General features: G+C 69.7%; 1 pseudogene. It reads right to left on the bottom strand.

From position 1 onward, the window contains the following. Positions 1-439, bottom strand: a pseudogene (locus tag GSQ82_RS19675) (hypothetical protein); the annotation flags it as partial.

Raw genomic sequence — 439 nt, 5'->3', positions numbered from 1 at the left:
CCCCAGCCCCCCCCGCCGGCCCCTGCGCCCCCACCGCCCCCAGAGCCAGCACCCCCCACTGCCCCGCGCCCGAAGCCGGAGTATTCCCCCGATTCCCCGCCTCCAGCGAGATATAGCTCGAACCCAAATAGCTCACCACATCGTTCAGCCCATAGCTCGTCGTCGCAACATAACTCCCCGCATACGTCACCCCCGCCCCGGTCGTCCCGCCGCTCCCTCCACTCCCCGCCTGTGCCAGCACCGCCCACTGCGGCGTCACCCCCGGCGTATTCCCCAGATTCCCTCCCGTCAGCGAGATATAGCTCGAACCGCCAAGCGTCACCACCGCATCCAGCGCATAGCTCACCGAGGCCGCATAAGCCCCCTGAAAACTCAACCCCGCTGGTCCCGCCACGCCCTGCGCCCCCTGAGCACCCGCCGGACCCTGTGGCCCAGCTGG

The sequence above is a fragment of the Granulicella sp. L60 genome (genome assembly GCF_009765825.1).
Lineage (GTDB): Bacteria > Acidobacteriota > Terriglobia > Terriglobales > Acidobacteriaceae > Edaphobacter.
The sequence above is the reverse complement of the archived record's forward strand: the minus strand, read 5'-3'. Positions and strand labels throughout refer to the sequence as shown.